Origin of the sequence: Pseudomonas sp. DCA-1, from assembly GCF_046523955.1 — a bacterium.
In the GTDB taxonomy this organism is placed as follows: Bacteria; Pseudomonadota; Gammaproteobacteria; order Pseudomonadales; family Pseudomonadaceae; genus Aquipseudomonas; species Aquipseudomonas putida_Y.
In genome coordinates this window covers 5444229-5465038 of record NZ_CP169881.1, presented here as the reverse complement: position 1 = coordinate 5465038, position 20810 = coordinate 5444229, and the positions used below count along the sequence as shown (strand labels likewise).

The following is a 20810-nucleotide window of genomic DNA, read 5'->3' as shown; positions in this document are numbered from 1 at the left end:
ACCTCTACCGCCATACAGGCGGCGCTCGATCTCCCAGGCGACGCACCTCTACCGCCATGCGCGGGCGGCGCTCGATCTCCCAGGCGACGCATCTCTACCGCCATACCCTCAAGGCCACACCGCCTGGCATGACGTTGCGCAATGGCCGGGTGTGTTTGCCGTGGGTTTCAGGGGGTGGCAGAAATCGAGCGCCGCCCGCGCGGCGCATCGCGAGCTGCGCTCGCTCCTACGTTTGTTTCTGGCCAGTAACGCCTGTGACAGGCGCGCGCGACCGCCTTGTTTGTACGACGCAATATCGCGCCATGCGCCAAGGCGTACGCGCGCAAATCCCCCAGAAATAATTGGCCCGAAACAAACGTAGGAGCGAGCGTAGCTCGCGATGCGCCGCGCGGGCGGCGCTCGATCTTCCAGGCGACGCACCTCTACCGCCATACAGGCGGCGCTCGATCTCCCAGGCGACGCATCTCTACCGCCATACCCTCAAGGCCACACCGCCTGGCATGACGTTGCGCAATGGCCGGGTGTGTTTGCCGTGGGTTTTATGGGGTGGCAGAAATCGAGCGCCGCCCGCGCGGCGCATCGCGAGCTGCGCTCGCTCCTACGTTTGTTTCTGGCCAGTAACGCCTGCGACAGGCGCGCGCGACCGCCTTGTTTGTACGACGCAATATCGCGCCAAGCGCCAAGGCGCCCGCGCGCAAATCCCCCCCAGAAATAATTGGCCCGAAACAAACGTAGGAGCGAGCGCAGCTCGCGATGCCTCAGTTACTGGACAAACGGTCCCCACGGGCGAAGCGCCAGGTGCGGATGATCTCCAGCCGGTCAAACTCGGCCAGATCCCCGGTAAACGGTGCAAATGGCGCCGCCAGCCGCACGATGCGCTGCGCAGCCTGGTCCAGCACTGGCTGCCCGGATGATTCCAGCACCAGCACCTCGTACAGCGAGCCATCGCGGTTGATCGACACCATCATGCGCAAGTTGCCGTAGATCTGCTGCCGGCGCGCTTCGTCGGGATAGTTCAGGTTGCCCACGCGCTCGACCTTCTTGCGCCACTCTTCCTTGTACCAGGCGCCCTTGTCGCGCATGGTCGACGCGGCGTTCAGGCGATGGATGCGCGGGCGCTTGGCGTACATCTGCTGCTCGTTGGACAGCTCCGCCTCCAGGCTGGCGATCTGGCTGGACAGCTGCGAGCTGTCGAAGTCCGGTGCCGGTGCGGCTGGCTTGGGCTGTGCTTTGCTTTCCTTGGGTTTGGGTTCGACCTTGTGCGGCTTGGGCGCCGTAGTCACCACCGCCGACTTTTTCGGGGTAGGGGGTGGAACCACCTCGGGCCTGGCCGCAGGCGGTGGGGTGATCTTGTTGATCTTGCTGTCCTGGAAAGGCGCCAGTTCGGTGGTCTTGGGCACCGCTTTCTTGTCTAGGGTGCCGCTGCCTTGCTGGTTGTCCTGGGCCTGGAAGTCAGCCTTCTCGGGCGGCTTCTCGCTCTTGAAGGTGGCCAGGGTGATGTCCATGGTGTGGCGGATTTCGGCAGGCTTGACCACGGTGAAACCCACGCCGAGTATCAGCGCCAGGTGCACCAGCGCAGCCAGGAACAGGGTGAAGCCGAGCCGGTCCGCAGGGCGAACACGGGGAGGCAGCAGGTCGGCAGGGACGTCAGCGGGCAGCGTCATCAGGTATCCAGCAACCGCAGGGCGGGGCAGCAGCTCAGTCGAATAGGACCGGCATCATACCCCACTCTACGGCTTTACTTCGCGTTGGCTGTCAGCGTGCCTTGAGCTTGCGATCAATGGCATCCATCAGCTTGCCACCGATATCGGTGTTGTAGGCGGCATCGATTTCGCGAATACAGGTGGGGCTGGTGACGTTGATTTCGGTGAGGTAGTCGCCGATCACGTCCAGGCCAACGAACAGCAGGCCCTTCTCGCGCAGCGTCGGGCCGACCTGGGCGGCGATCCAGCGGTCGCGCTCGGTCAGTGGGCGGGCTTCGCCACGCCCGCCAGCGGCCAGGTTGCCACGGGTTTCGCCGCTGGCCGGAATACGTGCCAGGCAATAGTCCACTGGCTCGCCGTCGATCATCAGGATGCGCTTGTCGCCGTCCTTGATTGCCGGCAGGTAGGCCTGGGCCATGATTTGCTGGGTGCCCAGCGCGGTCAGGGTTTCCAGGATCACCGACAGGTTGGGGTCGCCCGCCCGGTGACGGAAGATCGACGTACCGCCCATGCCATCCAGTGGCTTGAGGATCACGTCTGGATGCGTGGCAGCGAATTCGCGAATGATGTCCGGGCGGCGGCTGACCAAGGTTGGGGTGGTGCATTGCGGGAACAGCGTGGCGAACATTTTTTCGTTGCAGTCGCGCAGGCTTTGCGGGCGGTTTACCACCAGTACGCCTTCGGCCTCGGCTTGCTCCAGCAGGTAAGTGCTATAGACAAACTCCATGTCGAAGGGCGGGTCCTTGCGCATCAGGATCACGTCCAGCTCGGCCAGCGGGCTGTCCTGCTCCTCGCCCAGTTCGAACCAGCGTGCCGGGTCGGCAAACACGTTCAGCGGGCGCATGCGGGCGCGGGCCTTGCCTTCGCCCTGATACAGGTCTTGCTGTTCCATGTAGAACAGGCTCCAGCCGCGTGCCTGGGCGGCCAGCAGCATGGCCAGCGAGCTGTCCTTCTTGTAGGAGATGGACGCGATGGGGTCCATGACAATGCCGAGGCGAACGCTCATGGGGGGTCCTCTTGGCGGCAGGTGGCCGCGGTGGATCGAAAGAAAAGTGGCTCAGGGTGGCGCCGCGAACGCCGCCGGTCAAGGGGCGCGGCAGATGGAATGGCCACCCGGAGTATGCTAAAAATGCAGCTGCAAGCCTTGAGCTACAAGCCTCAAGAAAAGAGCATCCATGCGCCGAGCTGCTTTCTTGCAGCTTGCCGCTTGCAACTTGCGGCTTCAATCCTACTGGTAGGCATCTATGGAACAACCCCTGAAGGTGATGGTGATCGACGATTCCCGCACGATCCGCCGCACCGCGCAGATGCTGCTCGGTGAAGCGGGTTGCGAGGTGATCACTGCCAGCGATGGCTTCGATGCCCTGGCCAAGATCGTCGACCATCAGCCCAGCATCATTTTCGTCGATGTGCTGATGCCACGCCTGGACGGCTACCAGACCTGCGCGGTAATCAAGCACAACAGTGCCTTCAAGGATACCCCGGTTATCCTGCTGTCGTCGCGCGATGGCCTGTTCGACAAGGCCCGCGGCCGGGTGGTCGGTTCCGATCAGTTCCTGACCAAGCCGTTCAGCAAGGAAGAACTGCTCGACGCGATCCGCGCCCATGTGCCCGGGTTTGCCGCACCTCAACAACACGTACCCTGACCGAGCCCCGCCATGGCGCGGTCCTACTTTCCTGATGGGGAAACAGCATGGCCCGAGTTCTGATTGTCGACGACTCGCCGACAGAGATGTACAGATTGACCGAATGGCTGGAAAAGCACGGCTACCAGGTGCTCAAGGCCAGCAACGGTGCCGACGGCGTGGCTCTGGCCCGGCAGGACAAGCCCGACGCGGTGCTGATGGACATCGTCATGCCTGGCATGAACGGCTTCCAGGCCACCCGCCAGCTCAGCAAGGACCCGGAAACCAGCGCTATTCCAGTGATCGTGGTAACCACCAAGGACCAGGAAACCGACCGTATCTGGGCCACGCGCCAGGGTGCCCGTGACTTCCTGACCAAACCGGTGGAAGAGGAAGCGCTGATCGCCAAGCTCAAAGAAGTGCTGGGGGCTTGACCACCCGCCCGCAAGGCGCGTCGCTGACCGCCTTTGAGTTGTTGCTGGACATCGACCGGCGCTGCCGCCTGCTGGTCGCCGATCAGCCGCTGCAGGACAACCGCGTGCAGCAGTGGAGCGGCATTGGCTTTAGCATTGCCGGGCAGTGGTTCGTCGCGCCCATGGGCGAAGTGGCCGAGGTGCTGCGCGAACCACGTAGTAGCCGTGTCCCCGGTGTGCAGCCATGGGTATGTGGGGTAGCCAACCTGCGTGGCCGGCTGTTGCCGGTAATGGACTTGAGCTGCTTCTTCGGCCTGGGCCACGCCGCACCGGGCAAGCAGCGGCGAGTGCTGGTGCTGGATCACGACGACCTGTTCGTCGGCTTGCTGGTCGACGAGGTGCTGGGCCTTCAGCACTTTGCCCTCGACAGCCTGCAGCTGTCGCCGCCGCAGCCTCTGATCGCTGCCGCTGCACGCTTTGTGCAGGGGTATTTTCCGCGTGAACGTAACTGGGCGATCTTCAGCCCCTTTGCCCTGGCCCAGGCGCCGGGCTTTCTCGATGTGGCGTTATAGGACCTGCGAACGTGAACAAGCCTGCCACCCCCGTCACTGCCACCACCGTGAGCCCACGTACCCGCAGCATCGCGCAGATCACCGTGCTGTTCCTGATACTGATCCTCTCGATCATCTTGCTATTCGCAAACTTTGCTTACCTCAATACCCAATCCAACTACGACAAGCAGTACATCGGCCATGCCGGCGAGCTGCGCGTGCTGTCGCAGCGTATCGCCAAGAACGCCACCGAGGCGGCCACCGGCAAGGCCTTGGCCTTCAAGCTGCTGTCGGATGCGCGCAATGATTTCGAGCAGCGCTGGGGCTACCTGCGCCAAGGGGACAAGTCCACTGGCCTGCCGCCTGCGCCGCCTTCGGTGCGTGACGAGATGGAATCGGTACGCCGCGACTGGGAAAACCTGCGCAAGAACACCGACATCATCCTGGCCAGCGAGCAGACCGTGCTGTCGCTGCATCAGGTGGCAGCGACCCTGGCCGAGACCGTGCCGCAGTTGCAGGTGGAATATGAAAAAGTGGTCGAGATCCTGCTGCAGAGCGGTGCCCCGGCCAGTCAGGTTGCAGTGGCTCAGCGCCAACTGTTGCTGGCCGAACGTATTCTTGGCTCGGTCAACACCGTCCTGGCCGGTGACGACAGCGCCGCCCAGGCGGCCGATGCCTTCGGCCGTGACGCCGGGCGCTTTGGCCAGGTGCTGGAGGGCATGCTCAATGGCAATGCGACGATCCAGGTAACCCGTGTAGAAGACGCCGACGCCCGCGCACGGCTGGCCGAAATCGCCGAGTTGTTCCAGTTCGTTGCCGGTTCGGTGGACGAAATCCTCGAAACCTCGCCCGAACTGTTCCGTGTGCGTGAGGCTGCGGGCAACATCTTCAGCCTGTCGCAAACCTTGCTCGACGAAGCTTCACACCTGGCGAACGGTTTCGAGAACCTGGCCGGCGGTCGCACCCTCGACACCGTTGGCGGCTATGTCTTGGGCCTGCTGGCGCTGGCGTCGATCATCCTTATCGGCCTGGTCATGGTGCGTACCACCAACCGCCAACTGCGCGAGACCGCAGAAAAGAACGAACGTAACCAGCAGGCCATCATGCGCCTGCTCGACGAAATCGAAGAGCTGGCAGATGGCGACCTGACGGTGACAGTATCGGTGACTGAAGACTTCACCGGCGCCATTGCCGACTCGATCAACTATTCCGTGGACCAGTTGCGCGATCTGGTCGCCACCATCAACCACAGTGCAGTGCAGGTCGCGGCCGCCGTGCAGGACACGCAGAACACCGCGCGGCAACTGGCCAAGGCCTCCGAGCACCAGGCCGCACAGATCAGCGAGGCGTCCGAGGCGGTGGGTGACATGGTCGAGTCGATTGACCGGGTTTCGGCGCATGCTTACGAATCGGCCAAAGTGGCCGAGCGTTCGGTGGCTATCGCCAACAAAGGCAATGAGGTGGTGCACAACACCATCAACGGCATGGACAACATTCGCGAGCAGATCCAGGACACCGCCAAACGGATCAAGCGCCTTGGCGAATCCTCTCAGGAAATCGGCGACATCGTCAGCCTGATCGACGACATTGCCGATCAGACCAACATTCTTGCCCTGAACGCTGCCATCCAGGCTTCGTTGGCCGGGGAAGCCGGCCGTGGGTTTGCCGTGGTTGCCGACGAGGTGCAGCGCCTGGCTGAGCGCTCATCGTCTGCCACCCGCCAGATCGAGGCGCTGGTGCGTACCATTCAGGCCGATACCAACGAAGCGGTGATCTCCATGGAGCAAACCACCGCCGAAGTGGTGCGTGGCGCACGCCTGGCCCAGGATGCCGGGGTGGCGCTGGCCGAGATCGAAGGGGTGTCGCAGAACCTCGCCGACCTTATCCACAGCATCTCCGACGCTGCCCAGTTGCAGACCTCGTCCGCCGGGCAGATCTCCCACACCATGGCAGTGATTCAGCAGATCACCGCGCAAACCTCCGCCGGCTCCGGCGCCACCGCCGACAGCATCCGCCACTTGGCCCGCATGGCGAGCGAGATGCGCCGTTCGGTGTCCGGATTCACCCTGCCGCCACCTACCGAGCCGCGTTGAGGAATAGTGACCATGGCGTCTGCAGTAAGCCCCGAGCGTCACGAAACAGTGGCGCTGGCCTGGACCAAGGCCGCCATTCTCGATTGCCTGGGTCAGGCACGGCAGGCGCTGGAGCGCTTTGCTGGCGAGACGGACGACCTTTCGATGATGGCTTTCGTGGTCGACAACCTGCATCAGGTGCACGGCTGCCTGCGCATGCTCGAACTGCGCGGCGCAACGCGCCTGGCCGAGGAGCTGGAGCTGTTCGCCAAGGCGTTGGCCGACGGCCAGGTCAGCCCCCGGGGTGATTGCCTGGGGGCGTTGTTCCGCGGCCTGGAGCAGTTGCCCTCGTATCTTGAGCGGTTACGCGGTGCCCGCCACGACCTGCCGCTGGTGATGCTGCCGTTGCTCAACCAGCTGCGTGCCTGCCGTGGCGAGGAACCGCTGGCCCAGGCCAGCCTGATGACCGGTGCCGCCCAACGCTTTGCAGGTGACGATGACCTTGCCAACCTCGACCTGTCGCTGGGCAACTGGCGTGACCAGTTGCAGGCCGGGTCGGGGCGCGATGCGCTGCGTTCGGTGGTAACTGCACTGTGCGATGACTTGATGCGCATCAAGGAGCGCCTGGACCAGTACGGGCGCGGTGACCGTCAGCATCACGAGCAGCTCGATGCGCTACTGGCACCGTTGCGCCACGTGGCTGACACCCTGGCGGTACTGGGCTTTCAGCAACCGCGGCGCGTTATCATCGACCAGGTGCTGGCATTGCAGGCATTGGCTCAGGGCGAGCGGGCGGTGGACGACGCGGTGTTGATGGATGTGGCGGGGGCTTTGCTGTACGTGGAGGCCTCCCTGAACGGCATGGTCGGCCCTTTGGAGGAAAACGGCCAAGGCAGCCTGCCGGGCTCGGACCTGGCCGAGATACGCCAGCTGGTGCTGAATGAATCGCTGAACGTGCTGCAGCAGGCCAAGGATCTGATCGGCGATTACCTGGAGTCCGACTGGCCCCGGCAACGCCTGCAGCCCTTGCCGGGGCTGTTGCAGCAGATCCGCGGGGCACTGGCCATGTTGATGCTGCCGGCCGTGGCCGAGCTGTTTGTCGGCTGCGCAAGCTATGTGCAGCGTTGGCTGCAGCACCTGGACGAAGAGCCGCCGATTGATGAGCTGACGCACTTGGCCGAGGCACTGAGCGCTGCCGAATGCTACCTGCAATGGCGGGCGGCCGACCCGCTGGCCGATGGCCAGCCCTTTATCGAGATGGCACGGGCCAGCCTGGCGGCGCTGGGTGTGCAGTGCGCGGTGGTCGGGGCCAGCCCAGACCAGGACGGCAGTGGCGATGGTATCGATGACGAGCTTCGCGAAGTGTTCCTTGAAGAAGCGGGCGAGCTGCTGCCGGAAATCGAGCGCCATTGGCTGCGCTGGCGTGCCGACAACCAGCAGCGCGAAGCGCTGGGCGAAGTGCGTCGCGCGCTGCACACGCTCAAAGGCAGTGGCCGCATGGTGCATGCAGAGGCGGTGGCTGAACTGGCCTGGGGCGCCGAGCACCTGCTGAACCGGGTGCTCGAGGGCCGCAGCGTACTCAGCCCGGAAGGGGTTGTAGCGCTGCAGCAGGTGTTCGTTCACTTGCCTGACCTGATGGCCGACTTTGCTGCCGGCCAGCTGCCGCAACTGACTGAAATCGAGCAATTGGCCGGGCACTTGCACAGCTTGGCCGAAAACGATGCCCCGGCGGCTGCCGGTGTCGATGGCCTCGATCCGCAGTTGCTGGGCATTTTTCGCACCGAGGCGCAGGGTCATCTGGCCAATCTTGAGGTTTATCTGCAAAGCGCCGGCGGCCACGACACGCCGGTCAGCGATGACTTGCAGCGTGCCTTGCACACGCTCAAAGGCAGTGCCGCCATGGCCGGGGTGATGCCGGTCGCAGAACTGGCCACTGCCTTCGACCGTCTGGCCCGTGAGTACAAGGGGCATCAACTGCCACTGCAAATGGCCGAGATGGAGTGGCTGGAAGCTGCGCGCTCGTTGTTCCATCTGGGTTTGGCGCAACTCGATAGCACACCGCTGGCCGCCATCCCCGGCGCTGCGGAACTGATCGAACAGGTCGGCCAGGCAGTGGACGGCCGCCTGGCCAGCCTGCATGAAGACCCGCACCATGCCGGCCGGCGCAAGCATGATCCGCAGTTGGTCGCCAGCTTCCTGGCGCAGGCCATGGACATTCTGCTCGATGCAGAGACGTTGTTGTCGCGTTGGCAGCAACAGCCTGCCCAGCGTGACGCGCTGGATAATCTGCTCGACCAGATGACCACCCTGGGGCACGCCGCGCATCTGGCCGACCTGTGGCAGATGGATGAGGTGTGCGAGGCGTTGCTGGACCTGTATGGCGCTGTGGAGGAGGGCAGCCTGCCTGCCGATGCCCGCTTCTTCAGCCAGGCGCAGCGGGCCCAGGAGACCCTGCTGGACATGCTCGACGAAGTGGCCGCCGGGCAGGATATTCCGCCGCGCCCGGAGCTGGTCGACAGCCTGCGCAACTTGCTGGACCAGGCCCTGGCGCCGGATGCCACCGGCCTGGTGGGCATCGATACGGTCACACCACTGCACCCGGACATGGACCTGTCCGACACCTTGGGGTTGCCGCACCCGCCGTTGCAACCGGAGGTGGCCGAGCCGCTTGCCGAGAAACCGGAAAGCCCCGGCGAAGAGCTGCTGGAAGTGTTTCTGGAAGAAAGCTCGGACATCGTCGAAAGCGCCGCGGCGGCCTTGGCACGTTGGCAGGCCGACCCGCGCAGCAGCGTAGAGGTGGACAACCTGATGCGCGACCTGCATACCCTCAAGGGTGTGGCGCGTATGGTCGAAATTACCCCGATCGGTGACCTGGCCCACGAACTGGAGTTTCTCTACGAGCTGTTGGCTGCCGGCAGATTGCCGCCAAGCGCGCCACTGTTCGCCCTGCTGCAGAACTGCCACGACCGTCTGGCGCATATGCTTGACGCTGTGCGCCTGGGGCAGCCGCTGCATGCCGCTACAGCGCTGATCGACTACATTCGCAACTTCAGCAGTGCGGCACTGACCGACAGTGCCGCGGGCCAGGGGCCGCCAGAAGCTGCAACCGCCGAAGCACCGGCAGCAGCGCCAGAGCGGGCACCAGGTGACATGGTCAAGGTCGACGCCGAGCTGCTCGACGACCTGGGTAACCTGGCCGGCGAGCACTCGATCATTCGTGGGCGCATCGAGCAGCAGGTCAACGACGCGCAGTTCGCCCTCAACGAGATGGAAACCACACTTGAGCGCATGCGTGATCAGTTGCTGCGTCTGGATGTGGAGACCCAGGGGCGAATCTCCAGCCGGCAGCAGTTCGAAGGCGATGCCTATGACGACTTCGACCCTCTGGAAATGGACCGCCACTCCCAGCTGCAGCAGCTGTCACGGGCCCTCTTCGAGTCTGCCTCGGACCTGCTCGATCTGAAGGAAACCCTGGCTCAGCGTGCTCAGGAGGCGTACAGCCTGCTGCAACAGCAGGCGCGGGTGAACAGCCAGTTGCAGGAGGGCCTGACCGCCACCCTGATGGTGCCGTTCGAACGCCTGGTGCCGCGCTTGCAGCGCGTGGTGCGTCAGGTGGCCAGCGAGCTGGGCAAGCAGGTGGAGTTGGTGGTTGGCAATGCCGAGGGTGAACTGGACCGCAGCGTACTGGAACGTATGGTGGCGCCGCTGGAGCATATGCTGCGCAACGCCGTTGACCACGGGCTGGAAAGCCGCGCAATGCGCCTGGCCGCCGGCAAGCCGGAGCAGGGCACCATTCACCTGAATTTGCTGCATGAGGGCGCCGATATCGTCATCGAAATGACGGATGATGGTGCCGGCGTGCCACTGGAAGCGGTGCGGCACAAGGCCATCAAGCGCGGCCTGCTGGACCCGCAGGCACAGTTGAGTGACCACGAGATCCTGCAGTTCATCCTGCGGCCAGGCTTTTCCACCGCCGAAAAGATCACCCAGATTTCCGGGCGCGGGCTGGGCATGGATGTGGTGCACGAGGAGGTCAAGCAACTGGGTGGCTCGATGAGTATCGAGTCGGCGCAGGGCAAGGGGGCGCGCTTCCTGATCCGCCTGCCGTTCACCGTGTCGATCAACCGTGCGCTGATGGTGCACCTGGGCGAAGAGCAATACGCCATTCCGCTCAATACCATTGAGGGCATCGTCCGCGTGCCACCTGCCGAGCTTGCGGCGTGCTACCAGCTGGACTCGCCCCGCTATGTGTATGCCGGTCACGAATACGAGCTGCGCTACCTGGGCGAGTTGCTGCAAGGCCTGCCGCGCCCGGCGCTGCTGGGGCAGAGCGTACCGTTGCCGGTGCTGCTGGTGCATTCCAAGGAGCAGTCGTTCGCCATTCAGGCCGACAGCCTGTCGCCCAGCCGCGAGATCGTGGTGAAAAGCCTGGGGCCGCAGTTTGCTGCGGTTGCCGGGCTATCGGGGGCGACATTGCTAGGCGATGGCCGGGTGGTACTGATTCTTGACCTGCTGGGCCAACTGCGCGGCCAGCAGCGACGGCTGGCCCGCCTGCCCGGTGGCGGCAGCCAACGCCAGTTGCTTGGCCCGGCACCGCGCCGTCCCTTGCTGGTGATGGTGGTGGACGATTCGGTAACCGTACGCAAAGTCACCAGCCGCCTGCTGGAGCGCCACGGCATGAGCGTGCTCACGGCCAAGGATGGCGTCGATGCCATGGCCCTGCTGGAAGAGCACCGACCCGACGTGTTGTTGCTGGATATCGAGATGCCGCGCATGGACGGCTTCGAGGTGGCCACACGTATCCGCCGTGACGCGCGGCTCAAAGACTTGCCGATCATCATGATCACCTCGCGCACCGGGCAGAAGCACCGGGACCGCGCCATGGCCATCGGCGTCAACGAATACCTGGGCAAGCCGTACCAGGAATCGCTGCTGTTGCAGAGCATCGCACATTGGAGCCAGGCCCATGCTTGAACTGATTTCCGGCCAGCGCAGCAGCCTGACCGGGCTGTTGCTGCCGTTGGGGGACCGCACGCTGGTGTTGCCCAACGTGGCGGTGGCCGAGCTGAGCGGGCAACGTAACCTGGTGTGCCAGCATGGCGACCCCGCCTGGCACCTGGGGTGGATCGATTGGCGTCAGCAACGCCTGCCGCTGATCGGTTTCGAGGCCGCGTGCGGTGGTGAGACGCCGTGCGGGGAGCGGGCTCGCGTGGTGGTGCTCAATGCCTTGGGCGATACCGGTTTGCGGTACCTGGCGCTGTTGCTGCAGGGCATTCCGCGCTCGTGCAAGCTCGACAGCCAGCTGAACTATGTGGATGTGGCGCTGGGCAGGCTGGAGCTAGCGGCGGTGCAGGTGGGTGAGCAGGTGGCGCGGGTGCCGGACCTGGTCGCATTGGAAAGGCTGGTGCGTGACGCGGATCTGCAACCTGATCTTGAGTAGGATGTGAGGCACAGGGCCTCTTCGCGGGTAAACCCGCTCCTACAATGGCTGCGCTCCGTTGTAGGAGCGGGTTTACCCGCGAAGGGATCATCAGCATCACTTCAGGAACCCAGCCCACCTCAGGAGGTCTGTGTTTGCATGTATTACGGTGAACGCTTCAACGCCTGGACCCACTTGGTCGGTGCCGTCCTCGCTGCTATTGGTGCCATCTGGCTGATCGTGGTCGCGGGCATGCAAGGCGACCCCTGGAAGATCGTCAGTTTCTCCATCTACGGCGGCACGCTGCTGTTGCTGTACAGCATTTCCACCCTGTACCACAGCACCCGTGGGCGGGCGAAAGTGATCATGCGCAAGCTCGACCATCTGTCGATCTATCTGCTGATTGCCGGCAGCTACACGCCGTTTTGCCTGGTCAGCCTGCGCGGCCCTTGGGGATGGAGCCTGTTCGGCGTGGTCTGGGGGCTGGCGATCATCGGCATGTTGCAAGAGATCAAGCCGCGCTCCGAGGCGCGGATCCTGTCGATCATCATCTATGCGGTAATGGGCTGGATCGTGCTGGTGGCCGTCAAACCACTGCTGAATTCGCTGGGCACTGCCGGCTTCGCCTGGCTGGCTGCCGGCGGCGTGTTCTATACCGTCGGCATCATCTTCTTCGCCTTCGACAGCCGCTTCCGCCACTGGCATGGCATCTGGCACCTGTTCGTGATCGCTGGCAGCCTGATGCACTTCGTGGCGGTGTCGCTCTACGTACGCTAATTAAAAATCGCCCCACAACTGCTGTGCCACCGACAGCGCCACCACTGGCGCGGTCTCGGTGCGCAGCACGCGTGGGCCAAGGCGGGCTGCGTGGAAGCCGGCGGCTTTGGCCTGCTCCACTTCGGCCTCGCTAAGGCCGCCTTCGGGGCCGATCACGAAGGCCAGGGTTGCGGGCTTTTCATGGCTGGTGAGCGGCTCGGCCACCGGGTGCAGGACCAGCTTCAGGTCAGCCTTGGTGCTGCTCAACCATTCGGCCAGGGGCACGGGTGGGTGGATGACGGGCAAGGTAGAACGCCCGCATTGTTCACAGGCGCTGATCGCCACTTGGCGCCAGTGGGCCAGGCGCTTGTCGGCGCGTTCGTCTTTCAGGCGCACTTCACAGCGTTCGCTGACGATCGGCGTGATTTCATTGGCGCCAAGCTCGGTGGCCTTCTGGATCGCCCAGTCCATGCGCTCGCCACGGGAAAGGCCCTGGCCCAGGTGCACATGCAGCGGTGAATCGGCCTGGCCGGCAAAGGCCTGGTCAAGGCTGACGCGGACAGTTTTCTTGCCCACCTCAAGCAACTGACCACGGAATTCCTGGCCGCTGCCATCGAACAGCTGCACGGCGTCGCCGGGAGCCATGCGCAGCACGCGGCCAATGTAGTGGGCCTGGGCCTCGGGCAGGTCGTGCTCGCCAAGGCTCAGGGGGGCGTCGATGAAGAAGCGGGACAGTCTCATGGGTTTGCTCGGTAAATAGAGAGACACAGATCCCTGTGGGAGCGGGCGTGCCCGCGAATCAGGCGCCGCGGTGCCTGGCAAGGGCTTCGCCTTTGTTCGCGGGCTCGCCCGCTCCCACAGGAAAAGTGATGTGGCGAATTGCCAGGCCTAGCCCGGGTCGCGGAAGTCGGGGTGGAAGTTGGCCGGCACTGCGACACTGATGCTGTCGCGGGTGGCGATGTCGATGCCTTCGCTGGCGACCTCAGCGAGGAAGTCGATCTGCTCGGGGGTGATCACATACGGCGGCAGGAAGTACACCACGCTGCCCAGCGGTCGCAGCAGGGCGCCGCGGGTCAGGGCGTGCTCGAACACCTTCAGGCCACGCCGCTGCTGCCAGGGATAGGCAACCTTGCCTGCCTTGTCCTGAACCATTTCGATGGCCAGGGCCATGCCGGTCTGGCGAATTTCGGCAACATGAGCATGGTCGGCCAAATGTGCAGTGGCTGTGGCCATGCGCGTGGCCAGGGCCTTGTTGGCCTCGATCACATTGTCCTGTTCGAAGATATCCAGGGTCGCCAGCGCCGCAGCGCAAGCCAGCGGGTTGCCGGTGTAGCTGTGCGAGTGCAGGAATGCGCGCAGTGTCGGGTAATCGTCGTAGAACGCCTGGTACACCTTGTCGGTGGTCAGGCAGGCGGCCAGCGGCAGGTAGCCACCGGTCAGGGCCTTGGACAGGCACAGGAAATCTGGGCGGATGCCGGCTTGCTCGCAGGCGAACATCGTGCCGGTGCGGCCAAAACCCACGGCGATCTCGTCGTGGATCAGGTGCACGTCGTAGCGGTCGCAGGCCTCGCGCAACAGCTTGAGGTACACCGGGTGGTACATGCGCATGCCACCGGCACCCTGTATCAGCGGCTCGACGATCACGGCGCTGATCGAGGTGTGGTGTTCGGCCAGGGTCTGCTCCATGGCCTGGAACATGTTGCGCGAGTGCTCTTCCCAGCTCATGCCCTCGGGGCGCAGGTAGCAGTCAGGGCTGGGCACCTTGAGAGTGTCGAGCAGCAACGCCTTGTAGGTTTCGGTGAACAGCGGCACATCACCCACCGACATGGCGGCAATGGTTTCGCCGTGGTAGCTGTTGGTCAGGGTGACGAAGCGCTTCTTGTCCGGTTTGCCGATGTTCTGCCAGTAGTGGAAGCTCATCTTCAGCGCCACTTCGATGCATGACGAGCCATTGTCGGCATAGAACACCCGGTCAAGGCCGGCCGGGGTCATGGCGACCAGGCGCTCGGACAGCTCGATCACGGGCTGATGACTGAAGCCGGCCAGGATCACGTGTTCGAGCTGGTCGACCTGGTCCTTGATGCGTTGATTGATGCGCGGGTTGGCATGGCCGAACACGTTGACCCACCAGCTGCTCACCGCATCCAGGTAGCGTTTGCCCTCGAAGTCTTCCAGCCACACGCCTTCGCCGCGCTTGATCGGAATCAGCGGCAGCTGCTCGTGGTCTTTCATCTGGGTACAGGGGTGCCACAGGACCTTGAGGTCGCGTTGCATCCACTGATCATTGAGGCCCATGGGCACTTCTCCTGGCTTTGCGGCGTGATTCGACCGCGTAAGCCTAAGCAATGCCGCAGGGCAGGACAACCGCTGCCGTTCAATGGCGGTGGGTGCCGGTCCATTCCAGCTTGCGGATATGCACGGTGCCCGCGTGCGAGGTGGAGATGGTCAGGCGCCGAAAGGGGCCGTCAATCACCTGGTAGTAGGGGTGCGTAGCTATCGGGCCCGGGCGAGAGTCCCGGAAGCCGCTACCTTCGAGGGTGAGCCAGTAGAAAATGCGAGGGGATGGCGCAACCAGGTCATAGTCGATGTTCTCGGCATCGAACAACATGTGCAGGTCTTCGCCTAGAAAGTCGCTGACTACGTAGTATTCCAGCCGCAGGGAGTCGACCTCTTGAGCGAACGCAATCGAAATTTCGCTGTGTTCACCAATCACCAGCTCGGTACCGTCCTCGCCCTTGAAGGCTTCGTGAAAGCCGATCCAGGACGTGCTGCTGGAGTGGAAGCTCAGGCCTGAGGCTGTGCGAAGTGTCTGCCTGTGTAACAGAAGCTGCCGCTCCACTTGGTTGAAACGCTCCTCGAAGATCATGCGCACCCCCCCTGGCGGGCGTTTGGCCATCTTCGCCAGCTTCGCCTACCACCCTGTGACATGGCTACTGGCAAAAATGTCAGTTGCCAAAAGGACTTGATGTCACTGCGCTGGCAGGGTGGTCGGACCTGACGTATTCTTAACGCATCTTCTTGGGGCATTCCTGCCTCTCCCCGTTTCTGTAACCCCTGACTCGGAGTCCGCCGACATGGCTGCTGCTTGGGTGCGTCTGTGCGCGTTGGTATTGATTGGTGTGTCCAGCGGCGCTGCGCTGGCAAAAGACAAGACGCCCACGGCAATTGTCGTGGGGGGGGGCCTGGCAGGCCTGACTGCAGCCTACGAGCTGCAGAACAAAGGTTGGCAGGTGACCCTGCTGGAGGCCAAGGCGGGCATGGGTGGGCGTTCGGGCCTGGCCACCAGCGAGTGGATCGGCAACGCCAAGGCACAGCCGGTGCTTAACCAGTACCTCAACCGTTTCAAGCTTGAAACACTGCCGGCGCCGGAGTTTGTGCGTACCCCCGGTTACCTGATCGACGGTGAGTACTTCAGTGCCAGCGACCTGGCCACCAAGCAACCGGCCACTGCCGAGGCGCTCAAGCGTTACGAGAAAACCCTCGATGACCTGGCCCGCTCGATTGATGACCCGCTGAACCCGCAGGCAACCAGCACGCTGTTCGCCCTGGACCAGATCAACGTCTCTACCTGGCTGAACAAGCTGCAACTGCCGGCCACCGCACGTCAGTTGATCAATCAGCAGATCCGCACCCGTTACGATGAGCCGTCGCGCCTGTCGCTGCTGTACTTCGCCCAGCAGAACCGCGTGTACCGCGGCGTCAGCGACCGCGACCTGCGCGCCGCGCGGCTGCCCGGTGGCAGCCCGGTGCTGGCCCAGGCTTTCGTCAAGCAGCTGAAAACCATCAAGACCAGATCGCCGGTTACCGCCATTGTCCAGGACAAGGATGGGGTCACGGTAAAAGTCGGCAGCGTCGGTTACAAGGCAGATTATCTGGTCATGGCCGTGCCTTTGCGCGCGCTGGCCAGGATCCAGATGACCCCTGGCCTGGACAGCCAACATCTGGCGGCGCTCAAGGGCACCAACTACGGTTGGCGCGACCAGATCATGCTCAAGTTCAAGAAACCCGTATGGGAAAGCCGTGCACGCATGTCGGGCGAAATCTTCAGTAACGCCGGCCTCGGCATGCTGTGGGTCGAGCCGGCGCTCAAGGGTGGTGCCAACGTGGTGATCAACCTGTCCGGCGACAACGCTCGCCTGCTGCAGGCCTTTGGTGACAAGCAGATGGTCGACCAGGTGCTGATCCGTCTGCATGCGTTCTACCCACAGGCCCGTGGTGCTTTCACCGGTTACGAGGTCAAGCGATACAGTGCTGATGTGGGCACTGGTGGTGCCTACCTGGCCTACGGCCCGGGGCAGATCAGCAAATACTGGCGCCTTTGGGAACGCCCGGTGCAACGCATTACCTTTGCCGGTGAGCACACTGATGCCCTGTACCCCGGCACCTTGGAAGGCGCCTTGCGCAGTGGCCAGCGTGCGGCCGGCCAGGTTCAGGACCTGTTGGCCGGCAAGTCGTTCGACCCGGCCAAGGTTGCGCCGGTTGCTGCGACGGCAGGTGCGGCGGCCGCCAAGGAGAGCAAAGGAGGGTTCTTCTCCAATATGTTCGGCGGTTCGTCCGACAAGGGCGACAAGGCTGACAAGGCGCCGGTCAAAGCTGAGCCGAAGCCGTCCGAGGAAGCCAAGCAGGACAAGCCTGGCTTCTTCAAGCGCTTGTTTGGTGGAGCGGACACGCCCGAGGTGAAGGCTGCATCCAATACCCAGGCCAAGGCTGGCTGATTGATCGACAGTGCCGGCCTGTTGGCAGCCTGAGGGCCGGCACTGTAACTCTCACTCTCCGACTATCGTTAATGTTTTCTTAATGGTGAGCCAACAGAATAAATATCGGATTACTCGATAATCCGAAGCAATTTTTTCCGCTTTTCTTCGATAAGTTTCGCGTTAGTCTGTGCACAGCTTTCACGGGGAAACACGCAACATGCAACTGCGCAATTCACCTTCTCGCTACGGCGTGGTCAGCATCATCCTGCACTGGGGCGTGGCACTGGCAGTCTTCGGCCTGTTCGGCCTGGGCCTGTGGATGGTCGGCCTCGATTACTACAGCCCTTGGCGCAAGGCCGGCCCGGACCTGCACAAGAGCATCGGCCTGGTGCTGCTGGCGGTGATGCTGCTGCGGATGCTATGGCGTTTCATCAGCCCGCCACCACCGGCTCCGGTCAATCATGGTGCGCTCACGCGCCTGGCGGCCAAGATGGGCCATCTTGTCCTGTACTTTGGGCTGTTTGCAGTGATGGTTGCCGGTTACCTGATTTCCACTGCCGACGGCGTCGGCATTCCGGTGTTTGGCCTGTTCGAAGTGCCGGCATTGATCAGCGACCTGCCCGACCAGGCAGATGTGGCGGGTGTGGTTCATTTGTGGCTGGCTTGGGGGCTGGTGATTTTTGCCGTGCTGCATGCCCTTGCCGCGCTCAAGCACCATTTCATCGACCGTGACGCGACCCTGACTCGCATGCTGGGCCGCAAAGCTTGACTCTCAACCTCAATTACACAGGAAGGAACAGGATGTTGAAAAAGACTTTTGCCGCTCTGGCGCTCGGTACCGCTCTGCTCTCTGCTGGCCAGGCCATGGCTGCCGAGTACAAGATCGACAAGGAAGGCCAGCACGCGTTCGTTGACTGGAAAATCAGCCACCTGGGCTACAGCTTCATCCACGGTACCTTCAAGGATTTCGACGGCAACTTCAGCTGGGACAGCGCCAAGCCTGAAGCCAGCAAGATTAGTGTCGACTTGAAAACCGCCAGCCTGTGGTCGAACCACGCCGAGCGTGACAAGCACATCGCCAGCGCCGACTTCCTCGATGTGAAGAAGTACCCGGACGCCAAGTTCGTCTCCACCAGCGTCAAGTCGACTGGCGACAAGACTGCTGACGTGACTGGCGACCTGACCATGCACGGTGTCACCAAACCGGTGACATTCAAGGCTACCTTCAACGGTGAAGGCAAGGACCCATGGGGTGGTGAGCGCGCTGGCTTCAATGCCACCACCACGCTGAACCTGAACGATTTTGGCATCAAAGGCCCGGGTGCTACGTCGCAGACCCTGGACCTGGATATCAGTGTTGAAGGTGTGAAGCAGAAGTAATTTCTGCCAGCTGAAGACCGAGGGGGCCGCTTTGCGGCCCTATCACGACATAAGGCCGCTCCTGCAGAGATCAAGAAATCCTCTACAGGAGCGGCCTTATGTCGTGATAGGGCTGCGAAGCAGCCCCCTCGGTATTTCTATCAGCCCTTGCGGGTCAGCAGCGCCGGGCGCTCGCCGCGTGGGCGGCTTGGCAGGTCATCCAGTTGTTCAGGCGTCGGGAAGCGGTCCAGCTTGGACTCCTTGCGAATGATCACAGGCTGTTTTTCCGGCTGACGCGGGTTGCGCACGGCCGGCTCTTGCCGGGCAGCATCGTCACGCGCAGGGCGACCACGGCCACCGCCGCCATCACGACGGCTACCGCCACCGTTGTTGGCGCGGGGCGGGCGTTTTTCTCCGCCGGCACCGCCACCACTGCGTGGCTGGCCGCCATTGCGGGCTTGGCCCTGGCCGCCAGCGTTGCTGCGTTGGCCATTGCCTTGTCCCTGACCTTGGCCAGCACCACCGGGGCGACGGTTGCGGCCCTGGTTCTTGCCCTGGTACGGGCTGACATAGTCGGCGCGGTTACCGAAGTTGTCGAGTTCGTCGTCCAGGAATTCTTCCGGGTCGCGGTCTGCTGGCGGCTTCGGCACGCTGCTATTGCTGGCCTGCTGCTGGCGTGGCTTCTTGTCACGCGGCTTGCGCGGTTGCTGCTGCTTGTCGCCGCTCCTTTCCTTGTCCTCCGGCTTGGCCGCAGCTTGCTGCCTGGCTTTGCCTTTATCCTTGCCTTTGTCCTTGCGGCCGCCGTTGGTGTCTTTACCACCTTCGCCACGGGCTTGCTGGTTGCGGCCACCGCGACCGTTGTTCTGCGGGCGCTCGCGTGCTTCGGGCTTCTCGGCTTCTACCTGGCTGGCGTCGAAGCCCATCAGGTCGCCATCCGCGATGCGCTGCTTGGTCACCCGTTCGATGCTCTTGAGCAGCTTCTCTTCATCTGGCGCGACCAGGGAAATTGCTTCGCCCGAACGACCGGCACGGCCGGTACGGCCAATGCGGTGGACGTAGTCTTCCTCGACATTCGGCAGCTCGAAGTTGACAACGTGTGGTAACTGGTCGATGTCCAGGCCACGGGCAGCAATGTCGGTGGCGACCAGTACGCGCACGCTGTTGGCCTTGAAGTCGGCCAAAGCCTTGGTGCGGGCGTTCTGGCTTTTGTTGCCGTGGATCGCGGCGGCGGTCAGGCCTTGCTTTTCCAGGTACTCGGCCAGGCGGTTGGCGCCATGCTTGGTTCGGGTGAACACCAGCACCTGTTCCCAGGCGCCCAGGGTGATCAAGTGCGCCAGCAGGGCACGCTTGTGGCTGGCTGGCAGGCGATACACCCGCTGCTCGATACGCTCGACGGTGGTGTTCGGCGGGGTGACCTCAATGCGCTCCGGGTTGTGCAGGAGCTTGTCGGCGAGGTCGGTGATGTCCTTGGAGAAGGTGGCCGAGAAGAGCAGGTTCTGGCGCTTGGCCGGCAGGCGGGCGAGGACCTTCTTGACGTCGTGGATGAAGCCCATGTCGAGCATGCGATCGGCTTCATCCAGTACCAGGATTTCCACGTGGGCCAGGTCGACCTTGCCTTGGCCGGCGAGGTCGAGCAGGCGGCCTGGGCAGGCGACCAGCACATCAACGCCTTTGGCAATGGCCTGAATCTGCGGGTTCATGCCAACGCCGCCAAAGATGCAGGCGCTGACCAGTGGCAGGTCACGGGCATAGACCTTGAAACTGTCATGCACCTGGGCTGCCAGTTCGCGGGTCGGTGTCAGGACCAGAACGCGAGGCTGGCGCGGGCCGTGGCGTTGCGATTTGTCGGGATGGCCGGCCGGGAACAGGCGCTCGAGAATCGGCAGGGCGAAGCCGCCGGTTTTACCCGTCCCTGTCTGTGCGGCAACCATCAGGTCGCGGCCTTGCAACACGGCGGGAATTGCCCGCTGTTGCACGGGGGTCGGCTGGGTGTAGCCCGCAGCCTCGATAGCGCGGACAAGAGCCTCGGAGAGACCGAGGGAAGCAAAGGACATGGGCGATCCTGTTCTCGTGTGGGCTGGGCCCGTTGGGATGTTCTGCCTGGCGCGACGGGCATCGGTGAGATGCGATCGCGTCCGGTCCAGCTGGGCTTTCACTGCACATCCGGGAAACGGAGGCTGGACGCGAAGAGGCGTCGGTGCCGATCGGGATGCCT

At 63.4% G+C, this 20810-nt stretch carries 15 protein-coding genes and 1 pseudogene; 10 read left to right on the top strand and 6 right to left on the bottom strand.

Features of this window, described 5'->3' with window-relative positions; all coding sequences use genetic code 11:
* Window positions 1-758 precede the first annotated feature (758 nt).
* Together ACE4QZ_RS25670 and gshB are read right to left on the bottom strand one after the other, a co-directional pair.
* On the bottom strand, window positions 759-1664 hold the full coding sequence (locus ACE4QZ_RS25670) for an energy transducer TonB (protein WP_021783752.1): 906 nt from the start codon (window positions 1662-1664) through the stop codon (window positions 759-761).
* Between the two features lie 91 nt (window positions 1665-1755).
* Complete coding sequence (gshB, locus tag ACE4QZ_RS25665; RefSeq protein ID WP_021783753.1) at window positions 1756-2709, bottom strand: glutathione synthase; 954 nt, start codon at window positions 2707-2709, stop codon at window positions 1756-1758.
* A gap of 238 nt (window positions 2710-2947) precedes the next feature.
* Between gshB and ACE4QZ_RS25660 the strand changes: the two genes are divergently transcribed.
* From ACE4QZ_RS25660 to trhA, 7 genes are all read left to right on the top strand, one after another.
* On the top strand, window positions 2948-3349 hold the full coding sequence (locus tag ACE4QZ_RS25660) for a PleD family two-component system response regulator (RefSeq protein WP_021783754.1): 402 nt from the start codon (window positions 2948-2950) through the stop codon (window positions 3347-3349).
* Between the two features lie 47 nt (window positions 3350-3396).
* Entirely contained in the window at window positions 3397-3762 is a 366-nt protein-coding gene (gene pilH / locus ACE4QZ_RS25655; RefSeq protein WP_014592657.1) for a twitching motility response regulator PilH, read from the top strand.
* The gene (locus tag ACE4QZ_RS25650; protein WP_021783755.1) at window positions 3759-4313 is read left to right on the top strand and encodes a chemotaxis protein CheW; all 555 of its coding nucleotides are present in this window, start codon (window positions 3759-3761) and stop codon (window positions 4311-4313) included. Before pilH ends, ACE4QZ_RS25650 begins: the two co-directional genes overlap by 4 nt.
* A gap of 47 nt (window positions 4314-4360) precedes the next feature.
* Entirely contained in the window at window positions 4361-6385 is a 2025-nt protein-coding gene (locus ACE4QZ_RS25645; protein WP_223271165.1) for a methyl-accepting chemotaxis protein, read from the top strand.
* A 12-nt stretch (window positions 6386-6397) separates the two neighbouring features.
* Window positions 6398-11338 (top strand): Hpt domain-containing protein, encoded by a 4941-nt coding sequence (locus ACE4QZ_RS25640; protein ID WP_021783757.1) that lies wholly within the window; start codon window positions 6398-6400, stop codon window positions 11336-11338.
* Window positions 11331-11804: a chemotaxis protein CheW gene (locus tag ACE4QZ_RS25635; protein ID WP_021783758.1), complete on the top strand. Its 474-nt coding sequence runs from the start codon at window positions 11331-11333 to the stop codon at window positions 11802-11804. The genes ACE4QZ_RS25640 and ACE4QZ_RS25635 overlap by 8 nt, the downstream gene beginning before the upstream one ends.
* 138 nt (window positions 11805-11942) lie before the next feature.
* Window positions 11943-12560 (top strand): PAQR family membrane homeostasis protein TrhA, encoded by a 618-nt coding sequence (gene trhA, locus ACE4QZ_RS25630; protein WP_021783759.1) that lies wholly within the window; start codon window positions 11943-11945, stop codon window positions 12558-12560.
* On the opposite strand, the gene ACE4QZ_RS25625 is transcribed toward trhA, so the two are convergent.
* From ACE4QZ_RS25625 to ACE4QZ_RS25615, 3 genes are all read right to left on the bottom strand, one after another.
* Window positions 12561-13280 carry a 16S rRNA (uracil(1498)-N(3))-methyltransferase gene (locus ACE4QZ_RS25625; protein ID WP_003249340.1) on the bottom strand — a complete coding sequence of 240 codons (720 nt, stop codon included), beginning with the start codon at window positions 13278-13280 and terminating at the stop codon, window positions 12561-12563.
* Between the two features lie 147 nt (window positions 13281-13427).
* Window positions 13428-14834: an adenosylmethionine--8-amino-7-oxononanoate transaminase gene (locus ACE4QZ_RS25620; RefSeq protein WP_021783760.1), complete on the bottom strand. Its 1407-nt coding sequence runs from the start codon at window positions 14832-14834 to the stop codon at window positions 13428-13430.
* A gap of 79 nt (window positions 14835-14913) precedes the next feature.
* Window positions 14914-15405, bottom strand: a complete 492-nt coding sequence (locus tag ACE4QZ_RS25615) for a hypothetical protein (RefSeq protein WP_021783761.1) — start codon at window positions 15403-15405, stop codon at window positions 14914-14916.
* Window positions 15406-15613: 208 nt separating this feature from the next.
* On the opposite strand from ACE4QZ_RS25615, the pseudogene ACE4QZ_RS25610 reads away from it, so the two are divergent.
* From ACE4QZ_RS25610 to ACE4QZ_RS25600, 3 genes and pseudogenes are all read left to right on the top strand, one after another.
* Window positions 15614-17245: pseudogene (locus ACE4QZ_RS25610) on the top strand (flavin monoamine oxidase family protein); the annotation flags it as partial.
* Window positions 17246-17453: 208 nt separating this feature from the next.
* The gene (locus ACE4QZ_RS25605; protein ID WP_021783763.1) at window positions 17454-18005 is read left to right on the top strand and encodes a cytochrome b; all 552 of its coding nucleotides are present in this window, start codon (window positions 17454-17456) and stop codon (window positions 18003-18005) included.
* Between the two features lie 32 nt (window positions 18006-18037).
* Window positions 18038-18616 carry a YceI family protein gene (locus ACE4QZ_RS25600; protein WP_003249350.1) on the top strand — a complete coding sequence of 193 codons (579 nt, stop codon included), beginning with the start codon at window positions 18038-18040 and terminating at the stop codon, window positions 18614-18616.
* A 140-nt stretch (window positions 18617-18756) separates the two neighbouring features.
* On the opposite strand, the gene ACE4QZ_RS25595 is transcribed toward ACE4QZ_RS25600, so the two are convergent.
* On the bottom strand, window positions 18757-20649 hold the full coding sequence (locus ACE4QZ_RS25595) for a DEAD/DEAH box helicase (RefSeq protein WP_021783764.1): 1893 nt from the start codon (window positions 20647-20649) through the stop codon (window positions 18757-18759).
* Window positions 20650-20810: the final 161 nt, after the last annotated feature.

Excerpts from the sequence above, each read along its gene's own strand:
- ACE4QZ_RS25595 (WP_021783764.1), bottom strand. The coding sequence starts at position 20,649 with ATGTCCTTTGCTTCCCTCGGTCTCTCCGAGGCTCTTGTCCGCGCTATC.
- pilH (WP_014592657.1), top strand. The coding sequence starts at position 3,397 with ATGGCCCGAGTTCTGATTGTCGACGACTCGCCGACAGAGATGTACAGA.
- ACE4QZ_RS25600 (WP_003249350.1), top strand. The coding sequence starts at position 18,038 with ATGTTGAAAAAGACTTTTGCCGCTCTGGCGCTCGGTACCGCTCTGCTC.
- ACE4QZ_RS25605 (WP_021783763.1), top strand. The coding sequence starts at position 17,454 with ATGCAACTGCGCAATTCACCTTCTCGCTACGGCGTGGTCAGCATCATC.
- ACE4QZ_RS25635 (WP_021783758.1), top strand. The coding sequence starts at position 11,331 with ATGCTTGAACTGATTTCCGGCCAGCGCAGCAGCCTGACCGGGCTGTTG.
- ACE4QZ_RS25670 (WP_021783752.1), bottom strand. The coding sequence starts at position 1,664 with ATGACGCTGCCCGCTGACGTCCCTGCCGACCTGCTGCCTCCCCGTGTT.
- gshB (WP_021783753.1), bottom strand. The coding sequence starts at position 2,709 with ATGAGCGTTCGCCTCGGCATTGTCATGGACCCCATCGCGTCCATCTCC.
- ACE4QZ_RS25640 (WP_021783757.1), top strand. The coding sequence starts at position 6,398 with ATGGCGTCTGCAGTAAGCCCCGAGCGTCACGAAACAGTGGCGCTGGCC.
- trhA (WP_021783759.1), top strand. The coding sequence starts at position 11,943 with ATGTATTACGGTGAACGCTTCAACGCCTGGACCCACTTGGTCGGTGCC.
- ACE4QZ_RS25620 (WP_021783760.1), bottom strand. The coding sequence starts at position 14,834 with ATGGGCCTCAATGATCAGTGGATGCAACGCGACCTCAAGGTCCTGTGG.
- ACE4QZ_RS25615 (WP_021783761.1), bottom strand. The coding sequence starts at position 15,405 with ATGATCTTCGAGGAGCGTTTCAACCAAGTGGAGCGGCAGCTTCTGTTA.
- ACE4QZ_RS25660 (WP_021783754.1), top strand. The coding sequence starts at position 2,948 with ATGGAACAACCCCTGAAGGTGATGGTGATCGACGATTCCCGCACGATC.
- ACE4QZ_RS25625 (WP_003249340.1), bottom strand. The coding sequence starts at position 13,280 with ATGAGACTGTCCCGCTTCTTCATCGACGCCCCCCTGAGCCTTGGCGAG.